We start from the raw sequence: 15,351 nt of genomic DNA, 5'->3' as shown, positions 1-15,351 counted from the left end.
GGCCCAGGGCTGGCTAGACAACACCGAGGTTCGTTTCGGAGTCGAAAACATCCTCGATACCGATTATGTCGGCCACCTCTCATCCCCAACCCGCAAAGCCCCGGGAAGAACACTCAAAGTCGCCCTGACAAAATCGTTCTGAAGACCATGGCCGGAGCAACTGCTCCGGCCATCTTTGCCCTGCGGTAATGCACAACTCAACCCCAACCCAAACTTCCCCGGATCCAAAACCAAATACATCTGTTGAAGCGGCGTTACCTGAACGCACCATCCTGCCTGCGCATCTAAAACTTGACATTTTCAGGCCACGCTTTGATTGAAGACTGCAACGATCGGTCGAAATCGAAGAAAGGGAAGCTGTGCGTTTTCTCGCTGGCATAGCCGCAATTATCTGCGCCGTTAATCTGATCATAGGCAAGACATTCGCGTGGCTGTCTCTGGCCATCGTTGTCGTATGCTTCACCGTGGTCGTGCAGCGTTACCTTTTCGCCATCAGTTACGTCTGGATGCAAGATCTTTATATCTGGCTGAACGGGGCGATGTTTACAGCCGTGGCCGGTTTTGCGCTGCTGCGCGACGATCACGTCCGCGTCGACATATTCTATCGTCCGGCCCGCATGCGAACGCGGGCATTGACCGACCTGATCGGTGTGTTCCTGTTTCTGCTGCCTTTTACCTGGGTCGTTTACCAATATTCCATGCCCTTTGTGCAGCGTGCCTGGAGCTATCACGAAGCGTCGGCAAATGTCGGCGGGATGCCGGGCCTCTATATCCTGAAATCGTTCATCATCGGGTTTGCCGCCCTGATCGCGCTGCAAGGTCTGGCGATGGCCATACGGTCGGTTCTGGTCTTGAGCGGCAATGCCCATCTGGTCCCGAAGTCAATTGAATACAGGGCTGACGCGAAAGTGCCTGAACTCCCGAAGGGGGCCGCTTGATGGATCCGGTGATGATTGGCGAGATTCTCGCCGCGCTGATGTTTTTCGGCGTGATCGGCTTTTTGCTTCTGGGCTTTCCGGTAGCTTTCACTTTGGCAGGGGTTTCGCTGTTGTTCGGCAGCGTCGGGATAGCTTACGGCGTTTTCGATCCGTCAAATTTCGGTTCGCTACCAAACCGCTATATCGGCTTTATGACGAATGAAGTCCTTGTCGCTGTGCCTTTGTTCATTTTCATGGGGGTGATGCTGGAACGCAGCCAGATTGCCGAACAGCTTTTGCTGACCATGGGCAAGCTTTTCGGAAACATGCGCGGAGGACTGGGGATCTCTGTGGTGCTGGTCGGGGCTATGCTGGCGGCCTCGACGGGGGTTGTGGGGGCCACGGTGGTCACGATGGGCCTGATTTCACTGCCCGCGATGCTGCGCGCCGGATATAATCCGAAACTTGCCACCGGCGTGATATGTGCCAGCGGCACTTTGGGCCAGATCATCCCGCCCTCGACCGTGTTGATCTTCATGGGCGACATGCTGTCCGGCATCAACAGTCAGGTGCAGATGGCCAAGGGCAATTTTGCGCCCACGCCGGTTTCGGTCGGTGATCTGTTTGCCGGTGCGTTGCTGCCCGGAATGCTGCTGGTGTCGCTGTATCTGGCTTATGTTCTGTTCAAAGCTGTGACCGATCCATCGTCTTGCCCGGCAACCCCGGTTCCGGCCGAAGAAAAGGGTGGGCTGCTGCGCGAAGTTTTAGTCGCACTCGTGCCACCGCTTTTGCTGATCCTCGCGGTTCTCGGTTCGATCCTTGGCGGTATCGCCACTCCGACAGAGGCCGCATCTGTGGGTGCCGTGGGTGCGATGGTCCTTGCGGCCCTGCGCTGGCGGCTGTCCTTCACGATATTGCGGGAAACGATGATTTCTACCGCCACGATCACCAGCATGGTTTTCGTGATCCTGCTGGGCGCCTCGGTCTTTTCGGTGGTGTTCAGGATGATGGGCGGGGACAACCTTGTGCATGAGTTCCTCAGCAATCTGCCGGGCGGGACAATGGCCGCAGTTGCGGTTGTGATGCTGATCATGTTCTTCCTGGGGTTCATCCTGGACACGTTCGAGATCATCTTCATCGTGATTCCGATCACCGCACCGGTGCTTTTGGCGCTGGACGTCGATCCGGTGTGGCTGGGCGTGATCGTAGGCGTGAACCTGCAAACCTCTTTCCTGACGCCGCCCTTCGGCTTTGCACTGTTCTATCTGCGCGGTGTGGCCCCCGCCGAGCTGCCGACCAGCGCGATCTACAAGGGCATTCTTCCGTTTGTGATGCTTCAGGTCGTGGCAATCGCAATCCTGTTTGCGTTTCCTGAAATTGTCACCTGGTTGCCGCGATTGATCGCGGGCTAGGCTGGCAGAACAGAAAAACGCCCGGTGGAGACACCGGGCGTTTTCATTTTGCGGTATTGCAGTGATCAGTACTTGAGGTACTTTTCGCGTGCCATCACATAAGGCGCGTCGATGTTTTCTGTCCGTGTCCGCACCAGGTTCAGCGCCTCGATGAAGCTTTCCGTGGTTTTCTTCACCAGCGGATCATCGCTGTTGCGCAGTTCCTCGACAACCTCGACCGACGCTTTGGCACCCGCTTCCATGATGTCGTCAGGGAAGTTGCGCACGATCACACCATGGTCATCAACCAGAGTTTTCAGCGCACGCGGATCGTTGGCGATGAAGTCAGAAGCAACCTGTTCGTACTCCGCCTGGCTGACATCACGGATGATCGCCTGCAAGTCGTCCGGCAGCTCCTGATACTTCTTCTTGTCCACGACAAGCTCTGTCGCCAGACCGGATTCAACGAAGGACGGCATGTAATAATTCTTGGCAACCTGGTGGAAGCCTAGCGCCAGATCGTTGTAGGGTCCCACAAATTCCGCGGCGTCCAGCGTGCCCGATTGCAATGCCTGGAAAATCTCGCCCGCGGCCATATTGGTCACCGTTGCGCCCAATTTTTCCCAGACACGGCCACCCAAACCCGGCGTCCGGAACCGGACACCTTTAACGTCTTCGACGCTTTTCAGTTCTTCGCGGAACCAACCACCCGTCTGGGTGCCCGTGTTGCCCGACAAGAAGCCCTGAACACCGAACTGGTCATAGATCTCGTCCCAGATCTCTTGCCCACCCAAGTAGCGAACCCACGCAGTCAATTCGGGTGTCGTCATCCCGTATGGCACGCCGGTGAAAAACGACAGGGCCGGTGATTTGTTCTGCCAGTAATAGGCCGCACCGTGGCTCATTTCGGCGGTACCGTCGATGACGGCGTCCAGGGATTGCAGCGGCGGAACCAGCTCGCCTGCCGAAAAAACCTGAATGGTCAGCCGCCCGCCCGACGCCGCGGTGATACGATCCGCCATACGTTGCGCACCAACGCCCAGTCCAGGGAAATTCTTTGGCCAGGTTGTGACCATACGCCAAGTGATGTTCCCTTGGGCAACAGCCGGTGCGGCAAGGGTTGTCGCGGCTGCGCCCGCGCCCAGAACACCTGCCTTGCGAATGAAAGAACGACGATCCATTATGTTTCCTCCCGAGATCGAGCATTTTTTTAAAAGCGCGCCTGCCGACCTGACAGAGGCACCCCGTAGAACAGATAATCCTCGGTCGGCAAGAATGTCCATGACCTGAACATGGATTGAAGCGTCAGTTTTACAGACTTCCACAAATAGCCAAAACCGTCAGCAAAGGAGTCCATGAGACGGTACGGCACCCAATCGGCGTTGCCCTGGGTCGCCGATATTTTCGCGTGCTCAGCTTTCCTTGCGTCCGGATGTCACGCCAATTGCGGTTTTTGTCTGCGGTGTTGCGCTCGACGGGCCGACCGGAAAAGCGCTTTTGCTGAGAATTTCACCGCTCTCATCGACGACCAGACGAAAGGCGCGGCCTTCGTGGCGAAACGTCAATCGCCAACGACCGGCATCCGCGTCGGCCCCTGCTTCGCACAGAGATGTAATCTGACCATCTTGCATGCGGGTACGGATCTCTTCGGGCGGCAGATCAAACGCTTTGGACAGGACTTCCGCGTCCACGATGAACTGATCGCCGCTCCGCTCGACCTTGGTCATCACTTGTCTCGCCAGAAATCATTGGCGGCGGCCACGGTGGCGAAATGCGTCGCGACCACTTGACTGGCCGCGATCAGCGCGTCGGAATCCTCGGCATAAACCGGGCGCAACCTGTCGCGGACCTCTGCATCCGGTTGTGTCAGCTTGACCGCCACCCGCGAGAGTTTGACGGCAAGATCATAGCCTTCTTCGGGCGTCGCGGTCTTCAGTGTCGGCAGCCAGCTTGTCATCGGTTTTTCCTTCCGTATCAGGTGGGTCTTCTGTGCGTATGACGCGCCATGCGGCACCCTCGGGATCATCGAACTGGTCGTTCCACAACGCCCAGAAAAAGGCAGCAAGGCCCATCAAGCCCAAGCTGATCGACAAGGGTATAAGCAGCATCAGGCTCATGTCCCCTCTCCGGCAATCGCCTGATAGGCGTGCCATGTGCCGTGTCCCAGAACCGGAAAGACAACGATCAACCCGATCAGTCCCGTCACAAGCGACAGCGCCAGACCAAGCGCAACGATAAGACCCCAGCCCAGCATCGGGCGAAGATTCTGAAGGGTCATGACAAAGCTCTGACCAATCGCGGTCAGCGCATCGGTTCTGCGCGACACCAGCATCGGAATGGAAAATACGCTGATCGCAAAGGCAAAACCTGCGAACAACGCTCCGACGAAAGAGCCGGTGACGATCAGCGCCCAGCCTCGAAACGTGGTGAAGGCGTTGGCAAGCGCATCCGCCGCGCCGGGGAAGGGTTTCAGCCCGAAAAACAACGCATAAAGCAGGTCAGCTGCTCGAAGCCAGAACAGGATGAGCAGACCCAGCATCAATCCCGCATAGGCCAACTGCCCCCCCGAGGCCGGACGAAATACCACCATGGTGGAAAAGTCCGCCCGTTCCCCCTGCGTCTGTCGGCGGCTTTTTTCATAAAGTCCGATGGCCAGAAACGGGCCAACAATAAGAAACCCCGCGATTGCAGGCAGCGCCAGATACAGTAGCTGACTGGCGTACAGGGCCCAGAGGACGGCATAGGAAATCAGCGTCAGGATCAGCCCGTAGGCAAGGCTGGACACAGGAGCCATCCGCAGGTCACGCCAGCCCTTTGCCAACCAGTCCATAGCAGCGGATTCCGGCAGGTTGCGCGCATAGGGCGATGCAGGGCGGTCCGGCTTGCGGACGGTTGGTAGTGGTTCCAGCATCGCTGTCTCCTTTTCAGCAGGCGCGCTTGGCAGGCATCATTCCTGCGGCTTCGCGGCATTCGGGTTGCGATCGCAGGGCAACGGTCAAAAGATGCGCATTCGCTCCAATGAACAGCGTCACGGCCGTCAGCGACGCCCCGATTGCCAGCCATTTTTGCGCAGATCGTGTCATTGCGGATCACCGGCATCGTCGCCAAGCCGCGCGACATAGACGGTCAGAAGGTTGATCTCGGCCTCGGACAACCGGCCGGACCACGCGGGCATCACACCCATACGGCCCTGTTTCAGCGTTGCCATGACCGTGTCCACATCCTGCCCGTAAATCACGGATGTGTCGGTCAATGAGGGCGCGCCGATCTCAAGGCCCCCTTCACCGGCTTCACCATGGCAGGAACTACAGTTTTCGGTGAACAGGATGCCAGCCGGGCTTTCGAGATCGACAGAGCCGTCCGGCAAATCTGCAACAAATTGCGCAAGCGATGCGCGTTCTGACCGGTCCATCCAGTCAAAGGCAGGCATTTCCGCGTAGCGCGTATCGGGGTCTTCGGTGTTGATCCCGTGATGAAGCGTCAGGGCGATCTCCTCGGGATCGCCGCTCCACAACCAGGCATTATCGGTAAGGGCCGGGAATCCGGGCCCGCCTTCCCCGTTGGTCCCGTGGCAGGCCGCACAATTATCCGCAAACAACCGCGAGGCGGCAGGCATTGCGACGGCCATCAAGGCATCGTCGGATTGCAGAGCAGCGAACTCTGCGCTTTCAAAGCGCGACATCCAGTTCTGGCGATTGTCGGTAAGGTTTTGATAGCCCTCAATCGCCTGCTCGCCTTGGTCCAGCCCCAGAAGTCCGGGCGTATAGCTGTTGCCGGTCGGCCATGCGGGAAGAAGGATCCACGCAATCACTGCGTAAACGTGGGTTACGATCAGCGCCCAGATCACGATTTTCGGAAATGCCGTGTTCAGTTCGGTGATGCCGCCCCAATCGTGGCCGGTGGTATCGTAGCCGCTGACGGGATCAATCGCGCGCTCACCAGTCTTGGGATCGGCACCGGGCAGTTCTTTGGGATCGGTGGTATTACTCATCGCTGCGCTGCTCCTTCAAAATGGAACGCGCCGCCCTGTCATGCGCCGCGCGGCGCGACGGGTTGTAAGCGCGAATGACAACGATCACGAAAAACCCCATCAGCCAGATCAGGCCGGCGGTCTTGGACAGGTACACAAGCGTATCATGGGTCATTGTCCACCCTCCGTCAGGATTTGATAGGGCGCGTCTGTCAACGTGCCAAGCGACTGCAAATAGGCCACAACCGCATCCATCTCTGTCAGGCGGGACGGATCGCCGTCAAAGTCGCGGGCTGCGGGCCGTTCGCCGTAGCGTTCGACAAATCCGTCCATCGCGTCGCTGTCGGGACGGCTTTGCGCTGCGGCATCAGCGGCGGCTGCCGCGATCATCGCCTCGTCGTATGGCACGCCCAGCTTGGCCAGCGTGGCAAGTGAGGGGGACAACAGTTCCGTATCGAGTGACCGTGTGAGCCATGGATAGGACGGCATGATAGAGGCCGGGACGACGTCGCGCGGATTGATCAGATGCGCCACATGCCAGGCATCGGAGTATTTTTCGCCCAGACGGGCCAGATCCGGGCCGGTCCGCTTTGACCCCCACAGCATCGGATGGTCATATGCGCTCTCGGACGCCAGCGAATAGGGGCCGTAGCGGTCCAGCTCATCTGCAAGGCTGCGCACCATCTGGCTGTGACAGGCATAGCACCCTTCGCGGATATAGATTTCGCGACCGGCCAGTTCCAACGGCGTGTGCGGGCGCAGATCATCGGGCAACTCAACCGTCTCGTCGATGGTGAAGAGCGGCGCGATCTCGACGATTCCGCCGACAGATGCGGCAAGGATGATCGCCGCGACCAGTCCCATGGAGATCTTTTCGAGATTGTAATGCAGTTTCAACATGGGTTCACTCCGCCGGTTGCGCGACTAGTGGGCGGTCGGTGGCATGTCCCACCGCTCTGCGCATCGTGACACGGCAATTCCAGGCGCAGATCACCGCCCCTGCCAGAAACAGCCCGCCGCCGATTGTGCGCAGCAGGTAATAGGGTGCCATTGCCTCGACCGATTCAACAAAGCTGTAGGACAGCGCGCCGTTTTCCTCGTAGGCGCGCCACATCAGCCCTTGGGTGATGCCCGCGTTCCACATCGAGATGACGTAGACAAGCGTGCCCGACACGGCCAGCCAGAAATGCCATTCCACTGCACTCGCCGACGCCATGTCAGTCTTGCCGCTCAGCTGCGGGACGATGGTGTAGATCGCGCCAAAGACGATCATCGCGACCCATCCCAACGTGCCGGAATGCACATGGCCCACCGTCCAGTCCGTATAGTGCGACAGCGAATTGACCGGGCGAATGGCCAGGAACGATCCCTCGAATGTCGAAAGCCCGTAGAACACCGCCGCCACGAACATGAACCGCAAGGTCGCGTCGTCGCGCACCTTGTGCCAGGCCCCGTTGAGGGTGGCGATGGCATTGCCGGCCGATGCCCAGCTTGGCACCAGCAGCATGATCGAGAAGGTCATGCCCAGTGTCTGGGCCCAGAACGGCAGCGCCGTGTAGTGCAGATGGTGCGACCCGACCCAGATGTAGAAGAACACGATCCCCCAGAAGCTGACAATCGACAGCCGATAGGACCAGATCGGGCGTCCCGAACGGACCGGCAGGAAGTAGTAGAGCATCCCGAGGAACCCTGATGTCAGGAAAAAGGCGACGGCGTTGTGCCCGTACCACCACTGCACCATCGCATCCTGCACGCCGGCCCAGATAGGAAAGCTCTCTGCCGAGGTCCACTGCACCGGGAGTGCAAGATTGTTGACAATGTGCAGCATCGCCACGACCAGAATAAAGGCCAGATAGTACCAGTTGGCGACGTAGATATGCGGCTCGTTCCGGCGGGCGAGCGTCCGCAGGTACAGCACGAAATATGTTACCCAGATCACCACCAGCCATATGTCGGCATACCATTCGGCCTCGGCATATTCCTTGGATTGGGTTGATCCCAACATGTATCCGGTGACGGCCCAGACGCAGAACAGGTTATAGCCGATCAGCACGGCCCAGGGGCTGACGGAGTCGGCCAGCCGCGCGCGGGATGTGCGTTGCAAAACGTGGAAGGACGTGGCGATCAACGCGTTGCCGCCAAACCCGAAGATGATGCCGGTCGTGTGGACGGGTCGCAGCCTGCCAAAGCTGGTCGCGGGCCAGGCCGGCGTGCCTTCGGGCCAGTAGAGCAAGGCCGCAACCCAGACACCGACAGCCATCCCGATCATCGCCCAGATAAGCGTCATCGAAATGCCGAAACGGGTGGGCGCGTCGTAATAGCGGCTCAGCCGGTCGGCTGGCGCTTCGGCCTCGTAAAGCGATCCGCCAAGGATGAACACCAGTCCCAAACCAAGTGCGAGCGCCATGAAGCCATGCAACGACATGACCCCGTGGCCCGCCGCCGCTGCCATGACAAGGCCCATCAAGGCCAGCAGGATAGAGATCAGCAGACCAATTCGGCGTTCTGCTACTGTAAGCGATGCAGTCATGTTGTCCTGCCCTTTTCAGTCATGCCGCTGCCCGGACAGGCAGCGCAATATCGCGAAGTGTGGATTTGTTCAGATCCTCGATGAACCGGTTCTCTGCGTGGCGCAGCCGGGCTCTCAACCGGCAACAGCCGTTTATCGTGCAGTCGCCCCCGTCCGGTGCAAAGCATTCTACCAGCGCCTGACCTTCTTCAAGTAGTGTCACGACATCTCCCAACCGCACTTCGGAAGGGCTGCGCCGCAAGACAGCCCCGCCATGCGCGCCGCGCCGGGTTTCGACGATGCCGCCATGGGCAAGCCGCTGCATGATCTTTGCCAGATGGTTGCGCGACAGGTTGAATTCTTCGGCCAGATCGGCGGTCGAGAACGCCTGATCGGGAGCACTTGCCATCCGCATCAGCATACGAAGCCCATAGTCAGTGAAGGAGGTGAATCTCATGTCATCCCGCTTTACCAAATAGGTATTTACAATACCAGATTAGCAGATGTAGCATCCGGTACAAGTTCAAATCGTGGAGGATCGTATGTCATCCGCCGAACCTGAGACTATACCCGCCCGACCGCCGCTGACTACCGCGATCTTGGCGCAGCGGGGCTTGTATGATGCCAAGCTGACAGATCTTATGCAGAAATTCCATATCAACATGCGCGAAGACTTTGTTTTTGGCCCGATCTTCGCGGACCGGGGTGCAGACTGGAACGCGCATCTGTCGCGGATGGTTCTCGATCGCTCTGATGTCCGGTCGATTATCACGGCGCACGCGTCCTAAGCCAATCGGCCTGAACCTGTTCCCGCAACTCGAACCATGAAAGGACAGTCCATGTCCCAGCAACATCACCTGAAACCAACCAAAGCCCTTGTCGAGCGGCGGCGCGCCCTGGCACCGGACAGCGAAGATGCGTTTCGCGCGTTCTCGAAGGCCGTGTTTGCCGAAGGGGCGCTTGATAAACGCACCAAGCAGCTGATCGCGGTGGCGGTCGCGCATGTCACCCAATGCCCATGGTGCATTGAAGGCCATGTCAAGGCCGCGAACCGCGAAGGGGCCTCGGGCGAACAGATCATGGAGGCGATCTGGGTGGCTTCCGAAATGCGGGCCGGTGCGGCTTGGGCCCATGCTTTGCAGGCGGTTGACCTGATCGACGATGAAGACACGCAGGACAGCTGATGCCTGCCCGCCCGCCTGTCCCCGAAACCCCGGCCGAGCGGATACGCATCAAGCGTGTCTACCGCGCAGCGCGGGTGTCGGACGGCAAGCGGATTCTGGTTGACCGTCTTTGGCCGCGCGGCGTGGCGCAAGACCGCGCCCGCCTGTTCAACTGGTGCAAGGACATCGCACCAAGCGACGGGTTGCGACACTGGTTTCATGCCAATCCCGATCATTGGCAGGGATTCAGAACACGTTACGAAGCGGAACTCGCCACGCGCGACGATTTGACTCGCGAGCTTACCGGATATGCGCGCGATGATGTCGTCACGCTACTTTACGCCTCGAAGGACGAGGAACATAACAATGCCATCGTGTTGCGGAATTACCTGCGCGGATGGCTCCGAATAGGAGGCGAAGAATGACAGGCAGACACTCTGGGATCTCATTGCGAACGCCGGTTTGCGACCTGCTTGGTTGCGATGTGCCCATTCTGCTTGCCGGCATGGGCGGCGTATCACGATGGGAACTGGCTGCGGCGGTGGCCAATGCGGGCGGCTACGGGATGCTGGGGATGGTACGCGAAGACCCGGACCTGATCGCTGCCGAGGTCACCGCATTGCAGGCTGCCACCGATCGGCGCTTTGCGGTCAATCTGATCCCCGCCGCGACCGAGCCGGGGCTGCTGGATGCGCAGATTTCACGATGCCTTGATCTTGGCGTGCCTGCCTTCTGTTTCTTCTGGGATGTGTTGCCGAAAATCGTCGCCCGCGTGAAGCAGGCAGGCTGTCAGGTGTTGCATCAGGTTGGCACGTTGGAGGCCGCCAGTATGGCTGAGGATGCAGGCGCGGATGTGATCATCGCCCAAGGTGTTGAGGCGGGCGGCCATGTCCACGGACGCAGCCCCGCATTTGCGCTGGCAGAGCAGATCCTTGCACAGTCTAACCTGCCGGTTATCGTGTCGGGCGGGATCGCGACTGGCGAAGGGCTGGCGGCTGCGCTGGCAATCGGCGCAAGCGGCGTGCAGTGCGGGACAGCCTTTCTGGCAACAAGGGAATCCTTCGCCCACCCCTATCACAAATCCCGCATCGTCGAGGCGACGGGGGATGACACGGTGCTGACCGACGTCTTTGTGCTCAACTGGCCAAAAGGCGCCGCTGTCCGGGTGATCGCCAACAGCGTGACAGATGGCCTGAGCGGCGACTATCTTGGTCACGATCCTGACACCTTGCCGCGTGAGGCGATTGCCTGGGACGACGATCAGCCTCGTTTGCGGTTCAGTACGGATTCACCGCTGCGGACAACAACCGGCGATCTTGAAGCGATGGCGCTTTTCGCCGGACGCAGCGTCGGACGTATAAGTGATATTCCGCACGCGGCCGACCGCCTTGGCGGCATGGTCGCGCAGGCCCAGCATGTCCTTGACGCCACCCTTCGCAACGAACCCGAGGACATCCCATGAGTGACAAATTCGAAAGCTTCGCCTGCAACAGCGGCTTTAGCTCGCCCGGCGGGCCTGCCGCCAAAAACACCCCGACTGACCCGAAAAACCCGGAGCATGTCGCACTCTGGCGCAAGGCCGAGCGCAAACGCCTGCGCGCAGAACGCCAGGATCTGTCCGTAGCGCAGCGCACGGAAATCGGCTCGGCATTGTCGGGCCACTTGAAACAGATCCTCAACGACCGTTTTGATGGTGCGAAAGGCATGGTTTTTTCCGCCTATTGGCCGATCAAAGGCGAGCCTGACCTGCGCCCGCTGATGGCCGAGTTGCACGAGGCGGGCGTCACCGTCGCCCTGCCCCTGGTGGAGACGAAGGCGGTCCCGCTGACTTTCCGCCTCTGGACCCCCGAAACGCGCATGGTGCGTGGTGACTGGAACATTCCCGTCCCGCCCCCGGATGCGCCCGTCGTCACGCCGGATATAACGCTGGCCCCGCTCATCGGTTGGACGACGGACGGCTTTCGTCTGGGCTATGGCGGCGGGTATTTCGACCGGACACTGGCGGCGCTGGACCCAAAGCCCTTTGCCATAGGCATAGGCTTTGAAACCGCACATATTGCGACGATCCACCCACAGCCCCACGACATCCCGCTTGATCTTATACTGACCGAGACTGGCTTGCGAAGCGTTGAAAGATGAAATACACGTCTGAAAAACGGGCAGGTGACGCCTGAATTGCCTGAAATTTCACCGTCCGACGAAAACCTTTCCAAACGCAAAGAACCAGTATGAACAGCATAGACGAAAAGCTGCAACCCATCCTTGCCGAAGTGCTACGGCGCAATAGCGGAGAGCCGGAATTTCACCAAGCCGTTCACGAGGTCATGGAAAGCCTTGGCCGGGTCGTGGCGAAACACCCCGATTATCTGGAGCAGGCACTGATCGAACGCATCTGCGAACCCGAGCGCCAGATCATTTTCCGCATTCCCTGGGTGGATGATCAAGGTCAGGTCCAGATCAATCGTGGCTTTCGCGTGCAGTTCAATTCAGCGCTTGGCCCTTACAAGGGCGGCATGCGGTTCCACCCTTCGGTGAATCTGGGGATCATAAAGTTCCTCGGGTTTGAGCAGTGCTTCAAGAACGCCTTGACGGGCCTGCCCATCGGCGGCGGCAAGGGCGGCGCGGATTTCGATCCCAAGGGAAGATCAGATGGCGAGATCATGCGCTTCTGCCAGTCCCTGATGATCGAACTTCATCGCCATCTGGGCGAACAGACCGATGTGCCTGCGGGCGATATTGGTGTAGGCGGGCGCGAAATCGGCTATATGTTCGGCCAATACAAGCGTCTGACCAACCGCTACGAAGCCGGGGTTCTGACTGGCAAGGCATTCGCCCATGGCGGGTCGCGCGCCCGGACCGAGGCCACAGGTTTCGGCAATACCTATTTCACCAAGGCGATGCTTGAAACCCGGAAAACCAGTTTCGACGGCAAGCGCGTGGTGGTGTCAGGGTCGGGCAATGTCGCGATTCATACCATCGAGAAAGTGCAGTCCTTCGGCGGCACGGTCATCGCATGTTCGGATTCCAGCGGTTATGTCATCGACGAAAACGGGATCGATCTTGCCCTGTTGCAAGACGTCAAGACAGTCTGTCGCAAACGCATCTCGGAATACGCGAAACGCCGGGGCGATGGTGTGCATTTCATTCCGGTCGACAAAGGCTCAATTTGGGATGTGCCGTGTGACGTGGCGATGCCATCCGCCACCCAGAACGAACTTTCCGGAAAAGATGCCAAGACCTTGGTGAAAAACGGCGTTCAGGCCGTGGGCGAAGGCGCAAACATGCCCTGTACCCCCGAAGCCATTCGCATCCTGCGCGAGGCGGGCATCCTGTTCGGACCGGGCAAGGCGGCAAATGCCGGCGGGGTTGCGACCTCTGCGCTGGAAATGCAGCAGAATGCCAGCCGCGACCGCTGGACCTTTGCCCAGACCGAAGCGCGTCTTGCACAGATCATGCAAGGCATTCACGACCGTTGCGCGGAAACCGCCGATGAATATGGTGCCCCCGGCGACTATGTTCTTGGTGCCAACATCGCGGGCTTTGTGCGTGTGGCCAAAGCGATGCGGATGCTGGGCGTTATCTGAGAATATGCCGCATCCGCCCTAGGGTGCGGCCTCGGTAGGTTTCAGGCGTTCCAGATCACTGATCCAAGATCCTTCGTGTCGTAGCCTCCATATGCTGCGGCACGATTTAAAAACTGATCGGTTCGGCAAAACGCCATGAGCCTCTGAACGGCCTCGTCGAACCAAGCCTTGCGGTCGACGAGCAGAGCGAATTGCTCTTCCACAATTGGGCTGAATTCGAGACCGTAGCTGCGCGCGACGGCCTCTAGCCCGAAGGTGACATCGGCATCGCCGCGCCGGACGGCTTCAACCGCTTCGTCCTCGGTGCGGGCCAACGCGGCGAATTCCAGCTTCGACAGGTCCAACCCTTCCTTTGCGGCCAATTCCCGAAACAGCGTATCGGTACCGGATTCCGCCTGTCGGGGGACCATGCGCAGTCCGGCCACATCCGACAGGCCCACAGGTTTTGCCTTTCCAGTCCGAAAAACAAGCCCTCGACGCCGTGTTGCGAAGGAGATCAGTACCGCATTCTGATCGGCGGCCGACACGGAAACGACGGGCACATTCCAGCGATCCGTTTTCGCGTCGTGAATATGCAGACCTGTGGCCACACCTTCGCCGCGAGCGAACCGGTCCAGCCCGTCAAGCGAGCCGTCGAAAAAGCTGGCCAGCCCACAGCGTGATTGCCGGATCGCCCAATCCAGAAGCGGATCGTGACTGCCCAGCACGATCGGAGGGCGCACCGTTGCTCTGGTTGGCGTTTTGGACAGGCTGCCGGATTGCGCCTGCTCAATCCACTGTCGGATTTCTGCCGCAGGAAAAAGCAGCTTGCCAGTCGCTTTTGAGCAGGGCACCGCCCCGGAAGCCGCAAGATCATAGACTTTACGTTCCTTGAGCCGCAGCAATTCAGCCAGTTCCTTGACCGTCAGGTATTCATGGTCTGGAAAGGCGCGTCCAATCATCGTGATCCGTTCAATTTGCCGGGGCGGTCCATGCCACCCCGGCAAGACTATCAATTCTCTGGCGCGTTTGGAAAGAACAACTGCTGATCGGCCACCTTGAAGTTCGCGATCGCGTCCTGCCCCTCGCCTGACAAAAGCCAATCGGCGAATGTCTGCGCGTCATCCACGTTGACCTCGGGACATTTTTCCGGGTTCACCGGGATCACACCGTACTGGTTGAACATATCTTCATCGCCCTGCACCTGAATGGCATAGTCCTGCTTGTTCTCGAAGCTTATCCATGTGGCGCGGTCGGTCATCACATAGGCACCCATGCCAATTCCGGCATTCAGCGTCGCCCCCATGCCAGAGCCTGTCTCGCGGTACCAATCGCCGCTTGCCGCCGTCGGATCGACGCCGCTGTCGGACCAGAGCGAAACCTCTTTCTTATGCGTGCCGCTGTCATCCCCCCGCGAGGCAAAGAGCGCGGCTTTCTCTGCGATCTGTGTCAACGCGCCTTGAACGTCGTCCATTCCGCCGACGCCGGCCGGGTCAGCGTCCGGGCCGACGATCACGAAGTCGTTGAACATCAGATCGGTGCGTTCTGTGCCAAACCCCGCCGCGACAAACGCCTCTTCCGCAGCCTTGGCATGTACCAGCAGCACATCGCCATCGCAATTCTCGGCATTCTTGATCGCCTGCCCGGTGCCGACCGCGACCACGTTGACCTGAATGCCGGTCTTGTCCTGAAAGATCGGCAGCAGATAGTCGTATAGCCCCGAATTCGCCGTCGAGGTGGTGGATTGCACGATGATGGATTGGTCCTGCGCCCACGCCGCGCCTGTCAGAAACAGCGCGAGCGTGGTTGCTCCGATTGTGGTTCTCAGCATTTGGTAT

The 15,351-nt window shown here is 59.3% G+C and carries 21 protein-coding genes; 8 read left to right on the top strand and 13 right to left on the bottom strand.

All coding sequences use genetic code 11. The annotated features are described in order from the left end of the window. Positions 1-359: 359 nt before the first annotated feature. A complete protein-coding gene (locus ACN0WV_RS15110) occupies positions 360-938 on the top strand; it encodes a TRAP transporter small permease subunit (RefSeq protein WP_084353152.1) in 579 nt (192 codons plus the stop codon). Continuing rightward, positions 938-2,329: a TRAP transporter large permease gene (locus tag ACN0WV_RS15105; RefSeq protein WP_417606868.1), complete on the top strand. Its 1,392-nt coding sequence runs from the start codon at positions 938-940 to the stop codon at positions 2,327-2,329. The genes ACN0WV_RS15110 and ACN0WV_RS15105 overlap by 1 nt, the downstream gene beginning before the upstream one ends. A 65-nt stretch (positions 2,330-2,394) precedes the next feature. Here ACN0WV_RS15105 and ACN0WV_RS15100 read toward each other — a convergent pair whose 3' ends face one another. The 11 genes from ACN0WV_RS15100 to ACN0WV_RS15050 all read right to left on the bottom strand — a co-directional run bounded on the left by ACN0WV_RS15100 (position 2,395) and on the right by ACN0WV_RS15050 (position 9,244). After that, entirely contained in the window at positions 2,395-3,489 is a 1,095-nt protein-coding gene (locus tag ACN0WV_RS15100) for a TRAP transporter substrate-binding protein (RefSeq protein ID WP_084353150.1), read from the bottom strand. 231 nt (positions 3,490-3,720) lie between these two features. Beyond that, positions 3,721-4,035 carry a DUF6522 family protein gene (locus ACN0WV_RS15095; RefSeq protein ID WP_417606866.1) on the bottom strand — a complete coding sequence of 105 codons (315 nt, stop codon included), beginning with the start codon at positions 4,033-4,035 and terminating at the stop codon, positions 3,721-3,723. Continuing rightward, on the bottom strand, positions 4,035-4,265 hold the full coding sequence (locus ACN0WV_RS15090) for a hexameric tyrosine-coordinated heme protein (RefSeq protein ID WP_417606864.1): 231 nt from the start codon (positions 4,263-4,265) through the stop codon (positions 4,035-4,037). Before ACN0WV_RS15090 ends, ACN0WV_RS15095 begins: the two co-directional genes overlap by 1 nt. After that, positions 4,213-4,425: a cbb3-type cytochrome oxidase assembly protein CcoS gene (ccoS, locus tag ACN0WV_RS15085; RefSeq protein ID WP_084353147.1), complete on the bottom strand. Its 213-nt coding sequence runs from the start codon at positions 4,423-4,425 to the stop codon at positions 4,213-4,215. Before ccoS ends, ACN0WV_RS15090 begins: the two co-directional genes overlap by 53 nt. Beyond that, positions 4,422-5,219, bottom strand: a complete 798-nt coding sequence (locus tag ACN0WV_RS15080; RefSeq protein WP_417606862.1) for a DUF2189 domain-containing protein — start codon at positions 5,217-5,219, stop codon at positions 4,422-4,424. The genes ccoS and ACN0WV_RS15080 overlap by 4 nt, the downstream gene beginning before the upstream one ends. 13 nt (positions 5,220-5,232) lie before the next feature. After that, a complete protein-coding gene (locus tag ACN0WV_RS15075) occupies positions 5,233-5,391 on the bottom strand; it encodes a hypothetical protein (RefSeq protein WP_179141474.1) in 159 nt (52 codons plus the stop codon). Beyond that, positions 5,388-6,299 (bottom strand): cytochrome-c oxidase, cbb3-type subunit III, encoded by a 912-nt coding sequence (ccoP, locus tag ACN0WV_RS15070; RefSeq protein WP_417606861.1) that lies wholly within the window; start codon positions 6,297-6,299, stop codon positions 5,388-5,390. The genes ACN0WV_RS15075 and ccoP overlap by 4 nt, the downstream gene beginning before the upstream one ends. Next, positions 6,292-6,453 carry a cbb3-type cytochrome oxidase subunit 3 gene (locus ACN0WV_RS15065; protein WP_417606860.1) on the bottom strand — a complete coding sequence of 54 codons (162 nt, stop codon included), beginning with the start codon at positions 6,451-6,453 and terminating at the stop codon, positions 6,292-6,294. The genes ccoP and ACN0WV_RS15065 overlap by 8 nt, the downstream gene beginning before the upstream one ends. Beyond that, positions 6,450-7,178 (bottom strand): cytochrome-c oxidase, cbb3-type subunit II, encoded by a 729-nt coding sequence (ccoO, locus tag ACN0WV_RS15060; protein ID WP_417606858.1) that lies wholly within the window; start codon positions 7,176-7,178, stop codon positions 6,450-6,452. The genes ACN0WV_RS15065 and ccoO overlap by 4 nt, the downstream gene beginning before the upstream one ends. A gap of 4 nt (positions 7,179-7,182) precedes the next feature. Then, positions 7,183-8,808 carry a cytochrome-c oxidase, cbb3-type subunit I gene (gene ccoN, locus ACN0WV_RS15055; RefSeq protein WP_417606856.1) on the bottom strand — a complete coding sequence of 542 codons (1,626 nt, stop codon included), beginning with the start codon at positions 8,806-8,808 and terminating at the stop codon, positions 7,183-7,185. Positions 8,809-8,827: 19 nt separating this feature from the next. Beyond that, complete coding sequence (locus tag ACN0WV_RS15050; protein WP_417606854.1) at positions 8,828-9,244, bottom strand: RrF2 family transcriptional regulator; 417 nt, start codon at positions 9,242-9,244, stop codon at positions 8,828-8,830. A gap of 85 nt (positions 9,245-9,329) precedes the next feature. Between ACN0WV_RS15050 and ACN0WV_RS15045 the strand changes: the two genes are divergently transcribed. The 6 genes from ACN0WV_RS15045 to gdhA all read left to right on the top strand — a co-directional run bounded on the left by ACN0WV_RS15045 (position 9,330) and on the right by gdhA (position 13,534). After that, positions 9,330-9,575, top strand: coding sequence for a hypothetical protein (locus ACN0WV_RS15045; protein ID WP_417606852.1), 246 nt, complete (start codon positions 9,330-9,332; stop codon positions 9,573-9,575). A 51-nt stretch (positions 9,576-9,626) separates the two neighbouring features. Next, entirely contained in the window at positions 9,627-9,971 is a 345-nt protein-coding gene (locus ACN0WV_RS15040; protein ID WP_084353139.1) for a carboxymuconolactone decarboxylase family protein, read from the top strand. After that, positions 9,971-10,375 carry a DUF488 domain-containing protein gene (locus ACN0WV_RS15035; RefSeq protein WP_417606849.1) on the top strand — a complete coding sequence of 135 codons (405 nt, stop codon included), beginning with the start codon at positions 9,971-9,973 and terminating at the stop codon, positions 10,373-10,375. The genes ACN0WV_RS15040 and ACN0WV_RS15035 overlap by 1 nt, the downstream gene beginning before the upstream one ends. After that, a complete protein-coding gene (locus ACN0WV_RS15030) occupies positions 10,372-11,412 on the top strand; it encodes an NAD(P)H-dependent flavin oxidoreductase (protein WP_417606847.1) in 1,041 nt (346 codons plus the stop codon). The genes ACN0WV_RS15035 and ACN0WV_RS15030 overlap by 4 nt, the downstream gene beginning before the upstream one ends. Then, a complete protein-coding gene (locus tag ACN0WV_RS15025; protein ID WP_417606845.1) occupies positions 11,409-12,089 on the top strand; it encodes a 5-formyltetrahydrofolate cyclo-ligase in 681 nt (226 codons plus the stop codon). Before ACN0WV_RS15030 ends, ACN0WV_RS15025 begins: the two co-directional genes overlap by 4 nt. 89 nt (positions 12,090-12,178) lie before the next feature. Next, positions 12,179-13,534 (top strand): NADP-specific glutamate dehydrogenase, encoded by a 1,356-nt coding sequence (gene gdhA / locus ACN0WV_RS15020; RefSeq protein WP_084353135.1) that lies wholly within the window; start codon positions 12,179-12,181, stop codon positions 13,532-13,534. A 41-nt stretch (positions 13,535-13,575) separates the two neighbouring features. On the opposite strand, the gene ACN0WV_RS15015 is transcribed toward gdhA, so the two are convergent. Together ACN0WV_RS15015 and ACN0WV_RS15010 are read right to left on the bottom strand one after the other, a co-directional pair. Further along, entirely contained in the window at positions 13,576-14,475 is a 900-nt protein-coding gene (locus ACN0WV_RS15015) for a substrate-binding domain-containing protein (protein WP_417606843.1), read from the bottom strand. A gap of 50 nt (positions 14,476-14,525) precedes the next feature. Then, positions 14,526-15,344 carry an ABC transporter substrate-binding protein gene (locus ACN0WV_RS15010; protein WP_417606841.1) on the bottom strand — a complete coding sequence of 273 codons (819 nt, stop codon included), beginning with the start codon at positions 15,342-15,344 and terminating at the stop codon, positions 14,526-14,528. Between the last annotated feature and the right edge of the window lie 7 nt (positions 15,345-15,351).

The sequence above is a fragment of the Primorskyibacter flagellatus genome, from assembly GCF_048268605.1.
Taxonomy (GTDB): domain Bacteria; phylum Pseudomonadota; class Alphaproteobacteria; order Rhodobacterales; family Rhodobacteraceae; genus Primorskyibacter; species Primorskyibacter flagellatus.
The sequence above is the reverse complement of the archived record's forward strand: the minus strand, read 5'-3'. Positions and strand labels throughout refer to the sequence as shown.

Bases quoted from the DNA above. Each gene is read 5' to 3' on its own strand.
- ACN0WV_RS15105 (WP_417606868.1), top strand. From the start codon at position 938: ATGGATCCGGTGATGATTGGCGAGATTCTCGCCGCGCTGATGTTTTTC.
- ACN0WV_RS15100 (WP_084353150.1), bottom strand. From the start codon at position 3,489: ATGGATCGTCGTTCTTTCATTCGCAAGGCAGGTGTTCTGGGCGCGGGC.
- ACN0WV_RS15095 (WP_417606866.1), bottom strand. From the start codon at position 4,035: ATGACCAAGGTCGAGCGGAGCGGCGATCAGTTCATCGTGGACGCGGAA.
- ACN0WV_RS15090 (WP_417606864.1), bottom strand. From the start codon at position 4,265: ATGACAAGCTGGCTGCCGACACTGAAGACCGCGACGCCCGAAGAAGGC.
- ccoS (WP_084353147.1), bottom strand. From the start codon at position 4,425: ATGAGCCTGATGCTGCTTATACCCTTGTCGATCAGCTTGGGCTTGATG.
- ACN0WV_RS15080 (WP_417606862.1), bottom strand. From the start codon at position 5,219: ATGCTGGAACCACTACCAACCGTCCGCAAGCCGGACCGCCCTGCATCG.
- ACN0WV_RS15075 (WP_179141474.1), bottom strand. From the start codon at position 5,391: ATGACACGATCTGCGCAAAAATGGCTGGCAATCGGGGCGTCGCTGACG.
- ccoP (WP_417606861.1), bottom strand. From the start codon at position 6,299: ATGAGTAATACCACCGATCCCAAAGAACTGCCCGGTGCCGATCCCAAG.
- ACN0WV_RS15065 (WP_417606860.1), bottom strand. From the start codon at position 6,453: ATGACCCATGATACGCTTGTGTACCTGTCCAAGACCGCCGGCCTGATC.
- ccoO (WP_417606858.1), bottom strand. From the start codon at position 7,178: ATGTTGAAACTGCATTACAATCTCGAAAAGATCTCCATGGGACTGGTC.
- ccoN (WP_417606856.1), bottom strand. From the start codon at position 8,808: ATGACTGCATCGCTTACAGTAGCAGAACGCCGAATTGGTCTGCTGATC.
- ACN0WV_RS15050 (WP_417606854.1), bottom strand. From the start codon at position 9,244: ATGAGATTCACCTCCTTCACTGACTATGGGCTTCGTATGCTGATGCGG.
- ACN0WV_RS15045 (WP_417606852.1), top strand. From the start codon at position 9,330: ATGTCATCCGCCGAACCTGAGACTATACCCGCCCGACCGCCGCTGACT.
- ACN0WV_RS15040 (WP_084353139.1), top strand. From the start codon at position 9,627: ATGTCCCAGCAACATCACCTGAAACCAACCAAAGCCCTTGTCGAGCGG.
- ACN0WV_RS15035 (WP_417606849.1), top strand. From the start codon at position 9,971: ATGCCTGCCCGCCCGCCTGTCCCCGAAACCCCGGCCGAGCGGATACGC.
- ACN0WV_RS15030 (WP_417606847.1), top strand. From the start codon at position 10,372: ATGACAGGCAGACACTCTGGGATCTCATTGCGAACGCCGGTTTGCGAC.
- ACN0WV_RS15025 (WP_417606845.1), top strand. From the start codon at position 11,409: ATGAGTGACAAATTCGAAAGCTTCGCCTGCAACAGCGGCTTTAGCTCG.
- gdhA (WP_084353135.1), top strand. From the start codon at position 12,179: ATGAACAGCATAGACGAAAAGCTGCAACCCATCCTTGCCGAAGTGCTA.
- ACN0WV_RS15015 (WP_417606843.1), bottom strand. From the start codon at position 14,475: ATGATTGGACGCGCCTTTCCAGACCATGAATACCTGACGGTCAAGGAA.
- ACN0WV_RS15010 (WP_417606841.1), bottom strand. From the start codon at position 15,344: ATGCTGAGAACCACAATCGGAGCAACCACGCTCGCGCTGTTTCTGACA.